This window comes from Ruegeria sp. AL2, assembly GCF_056540845.1.
In genome coordinates this window covers 183316-201207 of sequence record NZ_JBQFXM010000005.1, presented here as the reverse complement: position 1 = coordinate 201207, position 17892 = coordinate 183316, and the positions used below count along the sequence as shown (strand labels likewise).

Annotated in this window: 17 protein-coding genes and 1 riboswitch; of the genes, 12 read left to right on the top strand and 5 right to left on the bottom strand. The window is 57.0% G+C overall.

Annotation, left to right across the window (positions count from 1 at the left end; all coding sequences use genetic code 11):
* Positions 1-14: 14 nt before the first annotated feature.
* The 6 genes from ACR0ID_RS09700 (at position 15) to cmk (ending at position 6514) form a co-directional block, all read left to right on the top strand.
* The gene (locus ACR0ID_RS09700) at positions 15-902 is read left to right on the top strand and encodes a hemolysin family protein (RefSeq protein ID WP_480476819.1); all 888 of its coding nucleotides are present in this window, start codon (positions 15-17) and stop codon (positions 900-902) included.
* Positions 899-2413: an apolipoprotein N-acyltransferase gene (gene lnt / locus ACR0ID_RS09695; RefSeq protein ID WP_480605079.1), complete on the top strand. Its 1515-nt coding sequence runs from the start codon at positions 899-901 to the stop codon at positions 2411-2413. The genes ACR0ID_RS09700 and lnt overlap by 4 nt, the downstream gene beginning before the upstream one ends.
* A 30-nt stretch (positions 2414-2443) precedes the next feature.
* Positions 2444-2492, top strand: a riboswitch (SAM-SAH riboswitch).
* 5 nt (positions 2493-2497) lie between these two features.
* Entirely contained in the window at positions 2498-3679 is a 1182-nt protein-coding gene (gene metK, locus ACR0ID_RS09690; RefSeq protein ID WP_480605077.1) for a methionine adenosyltransferase, read from the top strand.
* Positions 3680-3774: 95 nt separating this feature from the next.
* Positions 3775-4485: a tRNA (guanosine(46)-N7)-methyltransferase TrmB gene (gene trmB / locus ACR0ID_RS09685; protein WP_480605075.1), complete on the top strand. Its 711-nt coding sequence runs from the start codon at positions 3775-3777 to the stop codon at positions 4483-4485.
* 68 nt (positions 4486-4553) lie between these two features.
* A complete protein-coding gene (gene aroA, locus ACR0ID_RS09680) occupies positions 4554-5900 on the top strand; it encodes a 3-phosphoshikimate 1-carboxyvinyltransferase (RefSeq protein ID WP_480488258.1) in 1347 nt (448 codons plus the stop codon).
* A complete protein-coding gene (gene cmk / locus ACR0ID_RS09675) occupies positions 5897-6514 on the top strand; it encodes a (d)CMP kinase (RefSeq protein WP_480488256.1) in 618 nt (205 codons plus the stop codon). Before aroA ends, cmk begins: the two co-directional genes overlap by 4 nt.
* A 24-nt stretch (positions 6515-6538) precedes the next feature.
* On the opposite strand, the gene ACR0ID_RS09670 is transcribed toward cmk, so the two are convergent.
* Positions 6539-7015 (bottom strand): YHS domain-containing (seleno)protein, encoded by a 477-nt coding sequence (locus ACR0ID_RS09670; protein ID WP_480473785.1) that lies wholly within the window; start codon positions 7013-7015, stop codon positions 6539-6541.
* A gap of 629 nt (positions 7016-7644) precedes the next feature.
* On the opposite strand from ACR0ID_RS09670, the gene rpsA reads away from it, so the two are divergent.
* The 6 genes from rpsA (at position 7645) to ACR0ID_RS09640 (ending at position 14584) form a co-directional block, all read left to right on the top strand.
* Complete coding sequence (gene rpsA / locus ACR0ID_RS09665) at positions 7645-9321, top strand: 30S ribosomal protein S1 (RefSeq protein WP_480473784.1); 1677 nt, start codon at positions 7645-7647, stop codon at positions 9319-9321.
* Between the two features lie 270 nt (positions 9322-9591).
* Complete coding sequence (gene ihfB, locus ACR0ID_RS09660; RefSeq protein WP_050603110.1) at positions 9592-9876, top strand: integration host factor subunit beta; 285 nt, start codon at positions 9592-9594, stop codon at positions 9874-9876.
* A 7-nt stretch (positions 9877-9883) separates the two neighbouring features.
* The gene (locus ACR0ID_RS09655) at positions 9884-10234 is read left to right on the top strand and encodes a LapA family protein (RefSeq protein ID WP_267365457.1); all 351 of its coding nucleotides are present in this window, start codon (positions 9884-9886) and stop codon (positions 10232-10234) included.
* 5 nt (positions 10235-10239) lie between these two features.
* A complete protein-coding gene (locus ACR0ID_RS09650; protein WP_480605073.1) occupies positions 10240-10884 on the top strand; it encodes a phosphoribosylanthranilate isomerase in 645 nt (214 codons plus the stop codon).
* Positions 10885-10982: 98 nt separating this feature from the next.
* Entirely contained in the window at positions 10983-12230 is a 1248-nt protein-coding gene (trpB, locus tag ACR0ID_RS09645; protein WP_480473782.1) for a tryptophan synthase subunit beta, read from the top strand.
* Between the two features lie 698 nt (positions 12231-12928).
* The gene (locus ACR0ID_RS09640; RefSeq protein WP_480605071.1) at positions 12929-14584 is read left to right on the top strand and encodes an Ig-like domain-containing protein; all 1656 of its coding nucleotides are present in this window, start codon (positions 12929-12931) and stop codon (positions 14582-14584) included.
* A 28-nt stretch (positions 14585-14612) separates the two neighbouring features.
* Here the strand turns inward: ACR0ID_RS09640 and ACR0ID_RS09635 are convergent, their stop codons facing one another.
* The 4 genes from ACR0ID_RS09635 to ACR0ID_RS09620 all read right to left on the bottom strand — a co-directional run bounded on the left by ACR0ID_RS09635 (position 14613) and on the right by ACR0ID_RS09620 (position 17714).
* Positions 14613-14987, bottom strand: coding sequence for a DUF2237 family protein (locus ACR0ID_RS09635; protein ID WP_480494843.1), 375 nt, complete (start codon positions 14985-14987; stop codon positions 14613-14615).
* Positions 14988-14996: 9 nt separating this feature from the next.
* Positions 14997-16160 (bottom strand): serine hydrolase domain-containing protein, encoded by a 1164-nt coding sequence (locus ACR0ID_RS09630; RefSeq protein WP_480605069.1) that lies wholly within the window; start codon positions 16158-16160, stop codon positions 14997-14999.
* Positions 16161-16243: 83 nt separating this feature from the next.
* Positions 16244-16924 (bottom strand): aminoacyl-tRNA hydrolase, encoded by a 681-nt coding sequence (pth, locus tag ACR0ID_RS09625; protein WP_480518747.1) that lies wholly within the window; start codon positions 16922-16924, stop codon positions 16244-16246.
* Between the two features lie 142 nt (positions 16925-17066).
* Entirely contained in the window at positions 17067-17714 is a 648-nt protein-coding gene (locus tag ACR0ID_RS09620; protein ID WP_480605067.1) for a 50S ribosomal protein L25/general stress protein Ctc, read from the bottom strand.
* Positions 17715-17892 lie beyond the last annotated feature (178 nt).

Sequence of the window (17892 nt, the reverse complement as noted above, 5' to 3'; positions counted from 1 at the left end):
GTTGGAACAAGGTAATGGGCGATATAGAAGGCAGTTCTAGGGCGGCGCAAAGCGCGCAACCTCAGGACAGCAGTACTGAAACGGAAGAGAAAACCGGTCTGTTTTCTCGAATCCTCGAAGTGTTTTCGAGCGATGATACTCAACCGGACCAGACGGTGAACGGACAAAACGCGGCTGTGGCGCAGCCACGCGGGATGATTAACCTGCGCCGGATGCGCGTTGAGGATGTTGCCATCCCTACCGCTGAAATCGTCTCGGTACCTTCAACGATCACAAAAGATGAACTGGCGGATGTTTTCCGGAGCAGTGGTATGTCAAGGATTCCTGTCTATGAGGGAACCTTGGATACACCGCTTGGTTTTGTTCATCTCAAGGATTTTGCCCTGACCCACGGTTTCAACGGTGGCGGCAAAGAGTTTGATCTGACCTCGATGCTGCGGACGCTATTGTTCGTGCCGCCATCCATGCCAATCGGCGTCTTGTTGACCAAGATGCAAACCGAGCGGCGTCACATGGCATTGGTGATTGATGAATATGGCGGCGTTGATGGACTGCTCACGATCGAAGACCTGATCGAGCAGGTCGTCGGCGAAATCGCTGACGAGCACGATGCGGATGAAGACCAGCTTTGGGTGCAGGAAAAGCCCGGATGTTATGTGGTGCAGGCGCGTGTGCCGCTCGAAGATTTCGAGGCTGAGATTGGCCGGTCTCTGACCAGTCATGAAGACGTCGACGAAGAGGAAATCGATACTCTGGGCGGGCTTGTGTTTATGCTCTCCGGCCGCGTTCCGGCGCGGGGTGAAGTTGTCATTCATCCAGAAGGTCCGGAATTCGAAGTGATCGAAGCCGATCCACGCCGTATCAAACGGCTGCGCGTCATGCTGCCGGACGTTGCTGCATGACCCCAGTACGGGGCTGGCCATTATCATTGAGATTGTTGGTCGCTGCCGCCCTTGGCGGTGTAGGCGCGTTTGGTCAGGCGCCTCATCTGTATTGGGGCGCAACCGTTTTGGCTCTGGTCCTGATTGTGCCGATCTTCCTTGCCAGCGAAACCCGAGGCCGGGCGGCATGGGTCGGCTGGGCCTTCGCGACCGGCTATTTTGCCCATGCCCTTGGCTGGATCATTGAGCCGTTTCAGGTAGATGCTGAACGCCATGCCTGGATGGCCCCGTTTGCGTTGGTGTTCTTAGCGGGCGGACTGGCCTTGTTCTGGGCCTCTGCATTCGGCCTGTCGCGCAGAATTGGTGCCACGCCAGTTCGTCAGGGCATATTACTGGTTGCAGTTTTGTCCCTGGCCGAAGTGGCGCGGGGATATGTGTTGACCGGCTTTCCATGGGCTGGGGTCGCGCAAATCTGGGTGGACACGCCAGTGGCGCAGATGCTGTCTCTGGTCGGGCCGTATGGGTTGAATGCGCTGACCTTTGCCGCAACATTCCCAATTGGCGCGGCATTGGTGCAGGACAAACCCTTGGACGGTTTGGCGCGGACCCTGAGTTTAACCGGCGTTATGGCAGCGATGGCGATTGCCTACGGGTCGACGCGACCCGTCGTTCAGGGTGGTTCGCATCTGGTTCGCGTGATTCAGCCGAATGCCCCTCAGCATCAAAAATGGGATCCGGCATATGCGCCTTTGTTTTTTGCGCGTCAGGTTGAGTATACTGCAGCCTCTCCTAGACCTGACCTGATTGTTTGGCCCGAGACCGCAGTTCCCGCATGGTTGGGCAGCGCACAACCGTTTCTGTCGACTATTGCGGATGCCGCGCAGGGTGCGCCGGTGATACTGGGGATTCAGCGCGCAGAAGGTCCGAGGATTTTCAACTCGCTGATCTATCTGGATGAAACCGGGCGTCTGGCAGGGGTGTATGACAAACACCATCTGGCGCCATTCGGCGAATATGTCCCCTTGGGTGATCTGATGGGGCGTTTCGGGATCAGTGGTCTGGCAACTACAACCGGGCACGGGTTCAGCGCGGGGCCGGGCCCTGCCGTGTTGGACCTCGGCAAGCAGGGAAAGGCGTTGCCACTGATTTGCTACGAAGCCGTCTTCCCGCAAGATGTGAACGGTGCGCCGGGTCGGGCTGATTTCTTGCTGCAAATCACAAATGACGCCTGGTTTGGAACACGGTCGGGACCGTTTCAACACCTGGTACAAGCCCGGATGAGGGCAATTGAGCAGGGCTTGCCGATGATCCGTTCGGCCAATACCGGTGTATCGGCCATGATTGACCCATTGGGTCGTTTGACTGCGTCGTTGGCTCTGGGTGAGGCTGGATATGTGGACGCCGTGCTGCCGCAACCACACCGTCGCACGGCTTATGCACGTATCGGGGACAGTCCGATCGTTGTTGTCTTACTGTTTATTCTGGCGATGGCGCTGTTTGGTACCCGCGGCAACCGGGCAATTAGAGATTGACCCCAACTTTGGGCAAGCGTATGCGTCTGTGGTCTGTCACAACGGCTTCCTGGCGTGGCGGAGAAACCTTAATGGAGCACATTTATGTCCCGACAGAACTATACTTTTACTTCGGAATCCGTTTCTGAAGGGCATCCGGATAAGGTCTGTGACCGTATCTCAGATGCTGTCCTTGATGCATTTCTGAATGAAGAGCCTGAGGCGCGCGTGGCCTGCGAAACCTTTGCCACGACCAACCGCATCGTTATCGGTGGCGAAGTTGGTCTGTCGGACAAGGACAAACTGCACGACTACATGGGCCGCATCGAAGAGATCGCGCGCGAGTGCGTGAAAGATATCGGATATGAGCAGGACAAATTCCACCACGAAACCGTCGAGGTGACAAACCTTCTGCACGAACAATCCGCCCATATCGCGCAGGGCGTGGATGCCGCGGACAACAAGGACGAAGGCGCTGGCGACCAGGGCATCATGTTCGGCTTCGCGACAACCGAGACGCCTGCGCTTATGCCGGCACCGATCCAGTATTCGCACGCAATCCTGCGGCGTCTGGCCGAAGTGCGCAAGAACGGCACCGAGCCTGCACTGGGGCCGGATGCGAAATCTCAATTGTCGGTCGTTTATCAAAACGGCAAACCGGTCGGCGTCAGTTCGATCGTTCTGTCGACGCAGCATCTGGACGAGGCGCTGACGTCGGATGACATCCGCGCCATCGTTGAACCTTATATCCGTGAAACTCTGCCCGAAGGCTGGTTGTCGGCTGATACCGAATGGCACGTCAACCCGACCGGAAAATTCGTTATTGGCGGGCCGGATGGCGACGCTGGTCTGACCGGTCGTAAGATCATCGTGGATACCTATGGTGGCGCAGCCCCGCATGGTGGCGGCGCATTCTCGGGCAAAGACCCGACCAAGGTTGACCGTTCGGCGGCCTATGCCGCGCGCTATCTGGCGAAAAACGTTGTAGCCGCCGGTATGGCCGAGCGCTGCACCATTCAGTTGAGCTATGCCATTGGCGTATCGAAGCCGCTTTCGATCTATGCAGACACGCATGGCACGGGTCAGGTTGCAGATGCGGCGATCGAAAAAGCAGTTGGTGAGGTCATGGATCTGACACCCCGCGGCATTCGTCAGCACCTTCAGCTGAACAAGCCGATTTACCAGCGTACAGCGGCTTACGGTCACTTTGGCCGCGAACCGGATGCGGATGGCGGTTTTAGCTGGGAACGCACTGATCTGGTCGACGCGCTGAAATCCGCAGTTTGATCTGAAAAATCCAAAGCGCGCCTTCAGGGGCGCGCTTTTTTTGGGGCGGTGCACGGCCCTTGCAACGTACTCCACTGCGCAGTATGGCCACCGCCATGAGCACCGAGATCCCACAACGCCCGCGCAGAAACTTTTATGGCCGCTTCAAGGGCAAGACCCTGAAGCCCAGTCAAAAGACCTATCTGAACGAAGATCTGGCCGCCTTGTCGCCCGGCGCCGTGGACTGGGCCTCGAATCCCGAACGCAAGCCACTGGACCTGAACGATCTGTTCGGCGGCAAGCCGGTCTGGTTGGAAATTGGCTTCGGAGGTGGTGAGCATCTGGTGCACCAGGCGCAAAACAATCCTGACATTGGCATCATCGGGGCCGAGCCATACATCAACGGTGTTGCCATGCTGCTGGGCAGAATCCGTCAGGCAGGTGTTGAAAACCTTGCCGTGCACCCCGGCGATGTGCGCGATCTGTTCGACGTGCTGCCAGAGGCCAGCATTTCGCGCGCGTTCCTTCTCTATCCCGACCCATGGCCCAAAACGCGGCATCATCGCCGTCGATTTGTAACCCAGGAACATCTTGAACCGCTGGCGAAAGTGCTGAAACCCGGGGCGATCTTCCGGGTTGCAACTGACATTCCCGATTATGTGCGTCAGACCTTGGAAGAGGTTCCGCGCGCCGGGTTTGAATGGCTGGCCGAACGCCCTTCTGACTGGCGCGAGCCGTGGGGCGACTGGATCTCCACGCGATACGAACAGAAGGCGCTGCGCGAGGGTCGGACACCTCACTACCTAACCTTCCGACGCAAAGGCTGATTGCCGCTGGACCAACGGGCGTCAATTCGCTAATCGGCTTGAGCACTGATAGCGCAAAAGGAGCCCTCATGTCCGGACACGGCACGCCCATCCCGATGACCTCGCATCCCTGCGGCCCGCTGACCGGCACGGCCGAGGTGCCCGGCGACAAGTCGATTTCGCACCGGTCGCTGATCCTTGGTGCGATGGCCGTGGGTGAAACCAGGATTTCGGGTTTGCTGGAAGGCGAAGACGTACTGGATACCGCAAAGGCGATGCGTGCCTTCGGCGCTGAGGTCACAGAGCACGGAAACGGGGAATGGACAGTGCACGGCGTGGGTGTCGGTGGCTTCGCCGAACCGGGTCAGGTGATCGACTGTGGCAACTCGGGAACCGGTGTGCGGCTGATCATGGGGGCGATGGCGACCTCTCCGATCACGGCGACCTTTACCGGTGATGCCAGTCTGAACAAACGCCCCATGGCGCGGGTGACTGACCCTCTGGCCTTGTTTGGGGCACAATCGGTTGGGCGATCCGGCGGGCGCTTGCCGATGACCATCGTCGGCGCTGCGGACCCGACCCCTGTGCGATACGAAGTTCCTGTGCCGTCGGCGCAGGTGAAATCCGCCGTACTTTTGGCGGGTCTGAATGCCCCCGGAAAGACCGTTGTGATCGAGAAAGAGGCTACGCGTGACCATTCCGAACGGATGCTGGCTGGATTTGGTGCCGAAATCACGGTCGAGGATACCGACGAGGGCCGTGTTATCACTCTGACCGGTCGCCCGGAGCTGAAGCCACAGGTCATCGCTGTACCGCGCGATCCGTCCAGCGCGGCTTTTCCGGTGTGCGCGGCATTGATCACACCTGGATCGGATGTTTTGGTGCCGGGGATCGGTTTGAACCCCACACGCGCGGGCCTTTTTACAACCTTGCGCGAGATGGGCGCTGATCTGACCTATGAAAACGAACGCGAAGAAGGGGGCGAGCCGGTTGCCGATTTGCGCGCCAAGTACTCGCCCAACATGAAAGGCATCGACGTTCCTTCCGAGCGTGCCGCCTCGATGATTGATGAATACCCGGTTCTGTCTGTGGTGGCTGCAAATGCCACAGGCACAACGATGATGGGCGGCGTGAAAGAGCTGCGCGTGAAGGAAAGCGACCGGATTGACGCCATGGCCCGTGGCCTGCGCGCCAACGGGGTGACAGTCGCTGAAGGCGACGACTGGTGGTCGGTTGAAGGGCTGGGCATCGGCAACGTTCCGGGCGGCGGCACCTGCGAAAGCTTTCTGGATCACCGCATTGCCATGTCGTTCATGGTGATGGGTATGGGGGCGCAGAATCCCGTAAGCGTGGATGATGGTGGCCCGATTGCAACGTCGTTCCCGATCTTTGAACCACTGATGGCGTCGCTGGGCGCAAAGGTACAGCGCACGTGAGTTTCACGGTTGCCATTGACGGACCAGCGGCTGCGGGCAAGGGCACGATATCCAAGGCTGTGGCGGCGCATTTCGGCTTTGCCCATCTGGACACGGGCTTGCTGTATCGCGCTGTCGGAAGGCGGACCCTGGAAGGGGTTGACGCGCTTGAGGCCGCACAGGCCCTGACAGCGGAAGAACTTGAACAAGGCGACCTGCGCACCGCCGAGATTGCGCAGGCAGCTTCCAAAGTGGCGGTTCTTCCGGAAGTTCGTGCAGCCTTGGTCAATTTTCAGCGCGCTTTTTCCCGCAGGGCAGGTGGGGCCGTTCTGGACGGTCGTGATATCGGCACGGTGATTTGTCCGAATGCCGAAGTGAAGCTGTTTGTAACAGCCAGTGCTGAAGTGCGCGCCGAGCGACGCTTCCTGGAGCTAAGTGCAAAAGGCGCTGACGTAACCCGAGAACAGGTTCTGGCAGATGTCAGAGAACGGGATGCGCGAGATGCTGAGCGCAGCACCGCTCCGATGAAACCCGCTGAGGATGCCGTGCGGTTGGACACCACCGATTTGAGTATCGAGGCAGCGTTGGCCAAAGCCCTTGAGGTGATCAACGCAAAACTGCCCGCGACGCGTTAACGCCGCAGGCAAACGGGGCAGGTCTTACAGCTCGCCCACGGCGACGGTTTTGATATTCGCCCATTGGTCATCCGCCGTCTTTGCGGTGGCGACAACGTCCTTCAAAAAGGCTGCCCGGGTTTCCGCGTTCAGGAACAGAAACAGTTTTCCGTCTGCGACAAGGTATTGATCCGGGTCACCGTCAAACTTCTTGCCGACCGATACGCCGAATGAACAGAAGCCACCATGCTGCGGCAGGTATGCAGCAGGGTTTGCCTCGAACGCTTCACGGTTCGCGGCGGACGTGAAATAATAGGAGGCTCCGTCATAAGTTGACGAGTGAGTGGCGAAGCCTTCGACCGGGTTGCCATCATTGACCAATGCAACCAGATCAACGCCATGTGCGGCCAGTGGCGCACCAGCGGCTGAAATGCCGTTGGACACGTTGATTTCGTCAGCGGCAAAGGCCGGGGTGGACAGGGCAATTGCAGTCGCCATGGCGGCAAAGATGAGAGATTTCATAATATTTTCCTTTTGGTTCTGGTTTCGGGTCGACCTCTTTGTCGACCGATAAAGCTAAATTAGGGAAAGGATACGGAACGTTTAATCTCAGATACGTCACCAAATCTTGCAGATCGTACAAACAGTCGAATGGTTGGCGTTCACTCTCCAATTCTCCACCATCCATCCTGTGACGCAGGAAGCCGGGCGCCGCGTGACGCGCGAAAAGTTGAGACATATCACCTTTGCGTTGCATGCTGAGGCTTAGCCGCGTGGTTCGGTTCCCGGTACCAAGATTCTTTCGGGCAAGAACCTGCCGCGGACCATGCAGACTTTTTCAGTCAGAACCTGCTATCATTCAGGTTGCCATCTTGCATTGGGGATCAGCGCTAGGCAGGAGTTCCTGCGCGCGCTGCCGCGCACCATAGGCTTTGCACTTGCACCGGTTCAAGATTCAGCCTATACGCGCGCTGTCGATACAAGGGCGGTCAACGTCCGGATGACGTTTCTGAGCAGGGCCGGGTTAACTCGGCCCTTTGTGTTTGTTTGCTCGGGGCGCACCGGATCACGCCTGAAGACGTCATGAAACAAGACCGGCGGAGACAACCGCTCGGCCAGCAAAAACGTACTGTAAAGGAAATGAACGCCACATGGCTAACACATCCATGGAGGAATTCGAAGCCCTCCTGAACGAAAGCTTCGAAATGGACACGCCCGAAGAGGGTTCTGTTGTCAAAGGCAAGATCCTGGCGATTGAAGCCGGTCAAGCCATCATCGACGTCGGCTATAAAATGGAAGGTCGCGTTGATCTGAAAGAATTCGCAAATCCCGGCGAAGCCCCTGAAATCGCTGTCGGCGACGAGGTCGAAGTTTACCTGCGTGCCGCAGAAAACGCCCGTGGCGAAGCCGTCATCTCGCGCGAGATGGCCCGCCGCGAAGAGGCATGGGATCGTCTGGAAAAAGCATATGCCGACGACCAGCGTGTCGATGGTGCAATCTTTGGCCGCGTCAAAGGTGGCTTCACCGTCGATCTGGGTGGCGCAGTTGCATTCCTGCCTGGTTCGCAGGTTGACGTACGCCCCGTACGCGACGCAGGCCCGCTGATGGGTCTGAAGCAGCCGTTCCAGATTCTGAAAATGGACCGCCGCCGTGGCAACATCGTTGTGTCGCGTCGCGCAATCCTGGAAGAATCGCGTGCCGAACAGCGCGCCGAAGTCATCGGCAACCTGACCGAAGGTCAGAACGTCGAGGGCGTGGTCAAGAACATCACCGAATATGGTGCATTTGTTGACCTGGGCGGCGTTGATGGCCTGCTGCACGTCACTGACATGGCATGGCGCCGTGTAAACCACCCGTCTGAGATCCTGACGATCGGCGAAACCATCAAGGTTCAGGTCATCAAGATCAACAAAGACACTCACCGCATCAGCCTGGGCATGAAGCAGCTTCAGGAAGATCCGTGGGATCTGGTTGCCGCCAAGTACCCGCTGGGCTCGGTCCATCAGGGTCGCGTCACCAACATCACCGACTACGGCGCATTCGTCGAACTGGAAGCCGGTGTCGAAGGTCTGGTGCACGTGTCCGAGATGTCCTGGACCAAGAAAAACGTCCACCCCGGCAAGATCGTCTCGACCAGCCAGGAAGTCGACGTCATGGTTCTGGAAATCGACGGCGCCAAACGCCGCGTGTCTCTGGGCCTGAAACAGACTCAGCGCAACCCATGGGAAGTGTTTGCAGAAACACACCCCGAGGGCACCGAGGTCGAAGGCGAAGTCAAGAACATCACCGAATTTGGTTTGTTCATTGGCCTCGAGGGCGACATCGACGGCATGGTTCACCTGTCGGACCTGTCCTGGGACGAACGTGGCGAGGATGCAATCCAGAACTACCGCAAAGGCGACATGGTTTCGGCCGTTGTCTCGGAAGTGGATGTCGAAAAAGAACGTATCTCGCTGTCGATCAAAGCTCTGGGTGGTGACAAGTTCGCAGAAGCCGTTGGCGGCGTGAAGCGTGGCTCGGTCATCACTGTCGAAGTGACCGCAATCGAAGATGGCGGCATCGAGGTCGAGTACGAAGGCATGAAGTCGTTCATCCGCCGTTCCGATCTGTCGCGTGACCGTTCCGAACAGCGCCCCGAGCGTTTTTCGGTCGGTGACAAGGTTGATGTCCGCGTAACCAACGTTGACAGCAAGACCCGCCGTCTGGGCCTGTCGATCAAGGCACGCGAGATCGCAGAAGAGAAAGAAGCCGTGGAACAGTACGGTTCTTCCGACTCGGGCGCGTCGCTGGGCGACATTCTGGGTGCAGCGCTGAAGTCGGGCGACTAAGCCCGGGGCGCATCCCAAGTATGATTTACGGCCTCGCATGGAAGTGCGGGGCCGTTTTTGTTGCGAATCAACATGTTCCAAACACACTGCTAAAACTCGATAATGTTCGCGCTTGAAGTGTGTAAATCGGCCTGTCGGGCAAAATTTCGCGTGAGAATATGGCAAAATAAGGCCTCAACACGCAGAGTATCCGTTCCCCCGTTCTGGGTTTTTTCCTATACTGTCAAAACAGTAGACCTGTCACACCGGCTGCCTGGGAGGGTATCTCGAATGATCCGTTCAGAACTGATTCAGAAAATCGCTGACGAAAACCCGCATCTCTATCAGCGTGATGTCGAGCGGATTGTGAACACCGTGTTCGAAGAAGTCACCGATGCCATGGCGCGCGGCGACCGGGTCGAACTGCGTGGCTTTGGCGCGTTTTCGGTGAAAAAGCGGGATGCCCGCGTAGGGCGCAACCCCCGTACCGGTGAAACCGTTCAGGTCGAGGAAAAATGTGTACCATTTTTCAAAACTGGCAAGTTGCTCAGGGATCGTTTGAACGGTAAAGCCTGACCTCATGATGCGTTACCTTCGATATGCTTTTCTTGGGACTCTCGGGATCGTTCTGATTTCCGTGTCCTTGGCGAATGTTCAGTCTGTTGAACTGAAACTGATGCCCGATGCTCTGGCCGAGCTTCTGGGCTTTAACGTCAGTACCTCTTTACCGCTTTTTCTGGTCGTTCTCGGTGGCGTTGTCGCCGGTTTGATCATCGGTTTCATGTGGGAATGGCTGCGGGAACATAAACACCGCCGCGATGCGACCGTGAAAAAAGGCGAGGTCCGCAAGCTTGAACGCGAAGTCAAGAAGCTCAAGAAAAAGCAGAACGAGGGTAAGGATGATGTTCTGGCCCTACTCGACGAGGCCAGCTGAGGCTTATGTCTACCGATGTATCCGTTAAAATCTGCGGTTTGACCGCATCAGAACATGTGCGTGCTGCGGTTGAAGCCGGCGCACGCTATGTCGGGTTCAACTTTTTTCCCAAATCGCCCCGTTACGCACCAATACCGCAAGCCGCGGCCTTGGCCGCCGAAGTACCAGTCGGCGTTGCCAAGGTCGCTCTGGCCGTGAATTTCTCGGACGCGCAGCTTGATGAGATTGTTGCGGGGGTTCCGCTGGATATGTTGCAGCTTCACGGCGGAGAGTGCCCCGAGCGTGTGGCAGAGGTCAAGCAGCGCTATGGCCTGCCCGTCATCAAGGCGATCGGTGTGGCCGAGGCCGAGGACTTGGCTGCGATTGATCTGTATTTCGAAGTTGCAGACCAGCTTCTGATCGATGCAAAGCCGCCGAAGAATTCGGAACTTCCCGGCGGCAACGGTCTTCCTTTTGACTGGCGGCTGCTGGCAGGTCGCAAATACTGGCGCAGGCCGTGGATGTTGTCCGGTGGTCTCAACCCGGACAATGTCGCTGAGGCGATCCGCATGACGGGTGCGCGGCAAGTCGATGTGGCGTCAGGTGTTGAAAGCGCGCCGGGCGTAAAGGACGCTGGACTGATACAGGCATTTATCGACGCGACGCGCTGATTTTGTTTGCCTCTGCAAGGGGGCAATATGGTGCGTTTTGCCATGGCAAATCCCGCGACGACCACCTATGACAGTCAGGTACGACGAGGGAGACACCCATGGCCAACGATCTTTTCAATTCCTTCATGTCCGGCCCTGACGAGCAAGGGCGCTTTGGCATATTCGGCGGGCGTTTTGTCAGCGAAACGCTGATGCCGCTGATCCTGTCACTGGAAGAGGAATACAACAAAGCCAAGGATGATCCGACCTTCTGGGCCGAGATGGATGATCTGTGGGCCAACTATGTGGGCCGCCCCTCGCCTCTGTATTTTGCGGAACGCCTGACCGAGCATCTGGGCGGGGCGAAGATCTATCTGAAACGCGATGAGCTGAACCACACCGGCGCACACAAGATCAACAACGTGCTGGGCCAGATCATTCTGGCGCGACGCATGGGCAAGACCCGGATCATTGCCGAGACCGGGGCAGGGCAGCACGGTGTCGCGACAGCCACGGTCTGTGCGAAATTTGGTCTGAAATGCATCGTTTATATGGGTGCCCATGACGTGCAACGTCAGGCCCCGAACGTGTTTCGTATGCGCTTGCTGGGGGCCGAGGTGATCCCGGTCACTTCGGGTCGTGGTACGCTGAAGGACGCGATGAATGACGCGCTGCGCGACTGGGTGACCAATGTGCGCGATACGTTCTACTGCATCGGAACAGTGGCCGGTCCGCACCCATACCCGGCGATGGTGCGTGATTTCCAGTCGATCATTGGCAAGGAAGCCAAAGAGCAGATGATGAAGGCCGAAGGCCGTCTTCCCGATACGATCATTGCGGCTATCGGTGGCGGCTCGAATGCGATGGGCCTGTTCTATCCTTTCCTTGATGACAAGGCCGTCAACATCATCGGTGTTGAGGCTGGCGGTAAAGGTGTAAACGAAAAGATGGAGCATTGTGCCTCGCTGACAGGCGGTCGCCCGGGCGTGCTGCATGGCAACCGGACCTATCTGTTGCAGGATGATGACGGGCAGATTCTGGAAGGCTATTCGATCTCGGCCGGTCTGGACTATCCGGGTATCGGCCCCGAGCATTCCTGGTTGCATGAGGTCGGTCGCGCGACTTACGTCTCGATTACCGACAAGGAAGCGCTTGAGGCATTCCAGCTGTGCTGTGCCACCGAGGGTATCATTCCGGCGCTGGAACCCAGTCACGCCCTGGCGCATGTCATGAAGATCGCGCCCGAGTTGCCCAAGGACCACCTGATCTGCATGAATATGTGCGGACGCGGTGACAAGGATGTTCAGACCGTCGCAAAATACCTGAACTTCGACATGTCCGACACCGAAGGCCGCACTGCAGGGTGATTTCAACCAGGACCGCACCGGGGCTATATGCCCCGGTTGACAATCTTGATCGAACAAGCAGCGGGGAAAACCCTTCGGTCCACCCGTGATTGTAATGCCCCTTTGAAATGGCTTTCGAATCTGATTGCTGTATTGCCGGGCGCAGCCGGATGTTGTTCCTGCCCTGGCGCGGCATCCGGTTTTGTCACGCGTGCTCGCCCTCGCAAGCGATCCTTTTGGACCCGATGGAGCCCGTGCAAAGAATCGTCCACAAGCGATATCGCCCTGTTCAACTTGTGCCTGAAGGTTTCCAAATGGTGGTCAGTGTGGCAACTGGAGCCATACTGTTGTAAAACTGCTGAACTGTCAGCGATTATGTCCCTTCTGTTTTTGCAGGCGAATTTCCAGCGCGGCCTGTCTCACGGTTCTTTCTCCACGCGACGACACAGTAAAAATTGGATGTTTCAAGCTGTCTGCGAGTTGGTTCAGGTCAAAACCCGGTTGTTCCAGCAACACTGTGTGGTCCGCACGCCCCAGTTGAATCTCGCAGCGTTCTATACAGCGTCTTCCAATTGAATTAACTTCTCATTAACCGGCGATTTGCCGCCGGTTCTGGGGATGTCTCTGCGAAGACGGGGCAAGGATGACGCTGCTTGGGATGTGATTTTGACCCCGGGCACTCTGGTGTTTGGCACCCACGCGGTGCTGTAGGAGGTAATATGGTTTGGTCCGCAATCACGAGGCTGTCATGTCTCTGTCTTCTGGTTTCCGCGCTTTTGATGGGAAGCGTCAAAGAGGGTCTGGCATTTGGCAACCCGTCCTTTCCGTCCCAGACAGTCGCAACACCTAACGGCGGGCAGATTTTCTTTTCCAATCTCCAAGGCACTGCGACAGCGTTTATGTCTTTGGGCGTTTCGGGAGAAGGCCCCGGAGGATCGTTCTATTTCAACAATGGTGTTTTGACTCAACCTTCGATAACGCCGGCAGGATTGGCCAATCTGGGGTATATTGGCGCGACGATACTCAGCCAGAACGGAGCGGACTCCACTTACGCCACTGATGGCTATCTTGGAGTCATGTTCACCGCGCGCGAAACCGTCGGAGGGCCGCTTTACCTTTATGAAATCGCGCTGTCCGGCGTCACGAATACCCAGATTATCAACACGCGGACTTTGGCCGACACGACGCAGCCGACGGCCTCAATCGGTGCACTGACAACAATCGGCAACGGTACGTTCCAAGCGGTGATCACACTTAGTGAACCCAGCACAGATTTCACAGTGGGCGACTTGTCGGTTACCAATGCTTCAGCCACCCTGACAGGGTCCGGAACCAATTATGTCGCAACGTTGACTGCGCAAAATAACGGTACAATTGAGCTGTTTATTCCCGCTGGCGTTTTTTCTGATGCCGCCGGGAACCTGAATCTTGCATCCAACAGGGTCAGCACACAACAGGGCGTAACGGATACACAGCGACTGGTGCAGGCCTTTCAGAACGCCCGGGCCAACAGCCTTGTGACCAATCAGCCAGAGCTGACGCAGTTTCTTCAGCAATCGGGATCAGGTGTGTTGGACTCATCAGTGACGCAGGGATCGGGGTATCTGAAATTTGCAAGTGATCCAACTCAACCGGTCTGGTTCAATCTGTCCGGTAACTGGAGCTCGCAAAACGATTACGACAGTTCTTATGCCTTGGCCGTGGTGGGGGCGCATGGCTGGGTGAACTCGAACCTTCTGATCGGCGCCATGTTGCAGATCGACTATGCCGAAACCGAAAACGGCCCGGCCAGCGTGGATGGCACAGGGTGGCTGGTCGGGCCTTATGTCGTCGCAAAACTACCTAGCCAGCCGGTGTTTTTCGAGGGGCGCGTTCTGTACGGTCAGGCCGATAACGATATTTCCCCGCTGGGCACCTATACCGACAGTTTCGATAGCGAGCGCTGGCTGATCCAGTCGCGCGTAACCGGAGAGATGAAGCGCGGGAACCTGACGCTTATGCCGTTGCTGGACATCAGCTATGCCAGCGACAATCAGGAGACTTATACTGATAGTCTGGGCAACCTGATTCCGCAGCAGGATTTCAGCCTGACCACCGCACGGTTGGGCATGGATTTCAGCCATCCAATCCAAGTGTCGCGCGGTCAGATGATGCTGACCGGTGGTCTATCTGGTATTTGGAGCACAACATCCGGCACAGGCACTGTTCCTGGCGTGACACCGATAGGGGATACGGCCCGTGCACGCGCTGATCTGGGTTTTGACTACCGACTGGAAAACGACAGCCTTCTGGCCGCAAATCTGTTCTATGATGGTATCGGTGAAAGCGGATTTGAAAACTACAGTGTCAGCCTGATCTGGCAAATGGCATTCTGAATCCGCCGTGTGCTATTTTGGGAGTCCGTCAGGTCTTCGCCTTGTTTTGGAGCAGAATGTCGAGCGGTACGATTTCAAGCGCGCGTTGATGTGTCGCCTCCAGATGAACCTGTGGCGCACATCCTTCGTCATGAGCTTGCAAAAACCGGCTTGCACATAAACACCAGCTGTCACCTGGGCGAAGGCCGGGAAAGCCGAATTCGGGCCGTGCCGTGCTCAGATCATTACCCACATATTTTGAGAACGCCAGAAATTCGGCTGTCATCACGGCGCAGACTGTGTGACTACCCTGATCCTCGGGGCAGGTATTGCACGCGCCATCCCGGAAAAACCCTGTCAAAGGGTCGCGTGAGCAAGGGGCCAAAAAGCCACCCAGTACATTTACACTGTCTTGTTTCTGCATAATGGCATCTTACAGACTTTCCGCAATCTTGCGGAACATTTCGATGTTAAGATCATTTACGCCGGGTTCACGGAACAGCCTGTCTGCACCAGTTGTCACAATTAGAACGCCCCTGGGCTGGTTGAAATAGATGTACTGACCATAGACACCGCGGGCCAGAAACTCTCCTTCATGTGCGCCGCGGGGAATCCACCATTGATACCCGTACCCGATCTCTCCTTGTGCGGTCGGTGCGCTGGGTTGGGTGGCTTCGAAAATCCATTCGGCAGGAACCAGTTGCTTTCCGTTCGCGATGCCGTCCTGAAGGATCATTTGTCCGAACCGGGCGAAATCACGCGTGGTGAAGTTGAGGCCACCCAAAACAAAAGCGACCCCTGCACCATCAGTGATGTAGTATCCGTCCCGCTCCAGCCCCAACGGTTGAAGTATCTTTTCCGTCAGAAGGTCTGCCACGTTCCGCCCGGTCGCACCGCGTATCACCATGCCCAGAACATGGGTGTCGATCGACACGTATTGCCAGGTTTCACCCGGCGTCGCAAAGCTGTCCCGCAGCGAGGCTGCGAAATCGTCCAACTCACCACCCAGCGCAACCACACGCCCCATCCGATTGATGTCGGAATTTGGGTCGAGATAATCTTCATCAAACGTCACGCCGCTTGCCATGTTCAGCACGTTGCGGATCGATGCAGCCTCATACGCGCTGCCCTTCAGTTTGGGCGCATATTTGACAACCGGGTCATCCAACGACCCGATTGCACCCTCTTGCAGCAGGATACCGAAAAGCGCCGAAAGATAGCTTTTGGCGACCGACCAGGAAATCCTCCGGTCATCAGACCCGGTTCCAAGATAATATTCCTCGAACCTGATTTTGCCGTCCTGCATAACCAGCAACGACGTGACCGCGCGTTCATCGATCCAGCTGTCGGTTCCCTCCGGCAGCTCGAACCCTTCGCCATAAGGCAGGTCCCAGGTAGGTGCGTCGCCACGCGGCAGGTTCACGGTTAGAAAAGCTTCGTCCATGTGCGAGAAATTGTGAACGATCTTCTCTTCAGAAAATAAAGAGTTTACGGCTAAAAGGCGCTGCAACTCTTCGCGTTTCCACAGCCCGACGGCAGTGGCGGCCAGAACCAGCGCCAGCACGATGCGCAGCACCCACTTCAAGATGGATTTCATCGCATTGCCTCCCTAGTTGAGCGGTATTGGAACGCGGGAGATCACATTCCGCAACCTCTACGTAACGGAAAGAGGCCGACGTGCTACCTGAATTTGTCCAAAAGCTTCTGCATCGCCGACCGGTCATCGTCCGCGGCGTCGGGTGCGCCTGTTGAAGGTGTGTCGGTTTTTGGGGCAGCGTTCTTTGATGATCGCGGCGGGGCAGTGCGCAATGCAACCGCATTCATGAACTTGCCGCCCTCGTCCTGTGCCAGGTAGGGTGCTCCGTCCGAAACACCCCAAAGAACGTCGTCCAGCCATTCGGCTTCGGATTTTGCAAAGTCGTTCAGGACATATCCCGACACCATTTCCTTGCGGCCCGGATGCCCGATCCCAAGGCGCACGCGATCATAAGCCGCCCCGATATGCTCATGGATCGAGCGCAGACCGTTGTGCCCGGCGTGCCCGCCCCCTGCCTTGACACGCAGCTTGCCCGGAGCAAGGTCCAGCTCGTCATGGAACACAACAACGTCGGTGGAGTCGAGCTTGTAAAACCGCATCGCCTCGCCGACGGATTGACCCGAACGGTTCATGTAGGTTTGCGGTTTCAACAGCAGGACTTTCTCGGTGCCAAGTCGACCTTCCGAAATCTCGCCCTGAAACTTCGATTTCCAGGGGCCAAACCCGTGATCCTCTGCGATCCGGTCCAGGGCCATGAACCCGATATTGTGCCGGTTCCGGGCATATTTCTGGCCCGGGTTTCCCAATCCAACAAACAGCTTCATGTTTCCGTTTTGCCTCTGTAGCTCCAAAGCCATTTCATGCCCGGAAATCGTCAGGAAATCCAGTCAGGCCTGATGACTGAACCCGTAAAAAAAACGGGGCTCACCCGAGCCCCGCTTCAAAGTCGGAAACATTGTTCCAGACTTATTCTTCTTCTTTTCTGACAACTTCGACTTCATCGGCTGCAACTTCACCATCTTCATCGTCGTCGCTGGTGGACAGACCAGTCGGCGCCGAGATGTTGGCAACCACAAAGTCACGATCGATGGTCGGTTTGGTGCCCTCAGGCAGTTCAACCGACGAAATGGTCACGACGTCATTGATGTTCAGACCGGTCAGATCAACAGTGATCTTTTCAGGAATGTCACCGGCGGTGCAGATCAGTTCGACTTCCGGGCGGACAACGGTCAGAACGCCACCCTTTTTGATGCCAGGGGCCACCCCTTCATTGATGAACTCAACGGGGATGAACAACGCGATCTTGGTGGTCCGGCGCAGGCGCATCAGGTCCAGATGGGTCGGCAGGTCTTTGACGACATCACGCTGAACGTCGCGGCAGATGACGCGCACGTCATCGTGGCCTTCAACTTTCAGGTTCCACAAGGTCGACTTGAACCGGCCCGCTTTCAGGCGCTTGAACAGGACGTTGAACGGGATCTGGATTGGCAACGGATCTTTGTCACCACCAAATACGATGCCCGGAACCATGCCGTCGCGGCGTGCCTGACGAGCGGCGCCCTTGCCTGTCCCCGTCCGTTCCAGAGCTACGAGATCAGGAATCTCACCAGCCATGATATATTCTCCAATGTTAGGGCGGGCATCCTCCAAGGCTGTATACCCGCGTGAAGCCGCGTCCTTAGCTTGATTCACCCGATTTGGAAAGAGGTAATCTTGCCATGCGTTCAGCTGGGTTCCACCGCCTATCCCGGAGTGTCGATCTGGCGGACGGATGAAGGATCCCCAGCTTCAT

Coding starts and splice junctions, on each gene's coding strand:
- metK (WP_480605077.1), top strand. CDS start 2,498: ATGTCCCGACAGAACTATACTTTTACTTCGGAATCCGTTTCTGAAGGG.
- ACR0ID_RS09700 (WP_480476819.1), top strand. CDS start 15: ATGGGCGATATAGAAGGCAGTTCTAGGGCGGCGCAAAGCGCGCAACCT.
- ACR0ID_RS09620 (WP_480605067.1), bottom strand. CDS start 17,714: ATGGCTGGTGAGATTCCTGATCTCGTAGCTCTGGAACGGACGGGGACA.
- ACR0ID_RS09670 (WP_480473785.1), bottom strand. CDS start 7,015: ATGAAATCTCTCATCTTTGCCGCCATGGCGACTGCAATTGCCCTGTCC.
- ACR0ID_RS09635 (WP_480494843.1), bottom strand. CDS start 14,987: ATGCAGAAACAAGACAGTGTAAATGTACTGGGTGGCTTTTTGGCCCCT.
- trmB (WP_480605075.1), top strand. CDS start 3,775: ATGAGCACCGAGATCCCACAACGCCCGCGCAGAAACTTTTATGGCCGC.
- ACR0ID_RS09655 (WP_267365457.1), top strand. CDS start 9,884: ATGCGTTACCTTCGATATGCTTTTCTTGGGACTCTCGGGATCGTTCTG.
- pth (WP_480518747.1), bottom strand. CDS start 16,924: ATGAAGCTGTTTGTTGGATTGGGAAACCCGGGCCAGAAATATGCCCGG.
- ihfB (WP_050603110.1), top strand. CDS start 9,592: ATGATCCGTTCAGAACTGATTCAGAAAATCGCTGACGAAAACCCGCAT.
- trpB (WP_480473782.1), top strand. CDS start 10,983: ATGGCCAACGATCTTTTCAATTCCTTCATGTCCGGCCCTGACGAGCAA.
- ACR0ID_RS09630 (WP_480605069.1), bottom strand. CDS start 16,160: ATGAAATCCATCTTGAAGTGGGTGCTGCGCATCGTGCTGGCGCTGGTT.
- lnt (WP_480605079.1), top strand. CDS start 899: ATGACCCCAGTACGGGGCTGGCCATTATCATTGAGATTGTTGGTCGCT.
- rpsA (WP_480473784.1), top strand. CDS start 7,645: ATGGCTAACACATCCATGGAGGAATTCGAAGCCCTCCTGAACGAAAGC.
- ACR0ID_RS09650 (WP_480605073.1), top strand. CDS start 10,240: ATGTCTACCGATGTATCCGTTAAAATCTGCGGTTTGACCGCATCAGAA.
- ACR0ID_RS09640 (WP_480605071.1), top strand. CDS start 12,929: ATGGTTTGGTCCGCAATCACGAGGCTGTCATGTCTCTGTCTTCTGGTT.
- aroA (WP_480488258.1), top strand. CDS start 4,554: ATGTCCGGACACGGCACGCCCATCCCGATGACCTCGCATCCCTGCGGC.